This is a genomic window from Rhodococcus sp. ENV425, assembly GCF_002887785.1.
Lineage (GTDB): Bacteria > Actinomycetota > Actinomycetes > Mycobacteriales > Mycobacteriaceae > Rhodococcus > Rhodococcus aetherivorans.
On record NZ_PCZU01000194.1, the window covers coordinates 10,131 to 10,787 of the forward strand.

Sequence of the window (657 nt, forward strand, 5' to 3'; positions counted from 1 at the left end):
GTGGATCCGGAGCGGGTCGGCCTCGTGCTGGTGATGACCGTCCGGGCCGTCCCGATGCTCGGCGGGATCGTCGCGCAGGTGACCGAGGCACGCAAGGCCCGCGGGCTCGGCTTCTCGCTGCGGGCCCTGGCGGTGCCCGTCGTCGTGGGGGCGTTGCTGACCGCGGAGGCGATGGGCGAGGCCCTCGTCGCCCGCGGCCTGGACGACTGAGCCACCGGGGCGACGTCAGTACCGGTAGCGGCCCTCGATCTGCCGGATCTCCCGCCACGACTGGGCCCAGCTCTCGAGCCGGTCCGAGGCCGAGATCAGCTCGGCGCGCTGCCGGTCGAGCAGGGCCATCGAACGGGTTCCGTCGGGGGCCGCCGCGAGCCGGGCCGCGGCGGCGACGAGTTCCTCGAATTGGTCGACGCCCGTGTCGAGTCGCTGTCCGGCGGCCGCGACGGCCGCCCCGAGGTGCGCCCCGGCGGCGGCGCTGTCCCGGGCGGCGGATTCGAGCGCGACCACATCCACCGCGACGGCCTCGAGCGCGTCGGAGGCCTCCCGGGCGGCCGCGGCGATCTCCTCGAGGTCGTCGGCGGCGACGGTGCGGGAACGAGCCAGCACCGACAGCAGCTGGGCGAGGCTCTGTTCGTCGCTCGCCAGCCGGGCCATCGGGGC

Annotated in this window: 2 pseudogenes; one reads left to right on the plus strand and one right to left on the minus strand. The window is 76.0% G+C overall.

The features are described from left to right. A pseudogene (locus CQZ88_RS31175) lies at positions 1–210 on the plus strand (energy-coupling factor transporter transmembrane protein EcfT); the annotation flags it as partial. Between the two features lie 15 nt (positions 211–225). Here CQZ88_RS31175 and CQZ88_RS16390 read toward each other — a convergent pair. Then, positions 226–657, minus strand: a pseudogene (locus CQZ88_RS16390) (hypothetical protein); the annotation flags it as partial.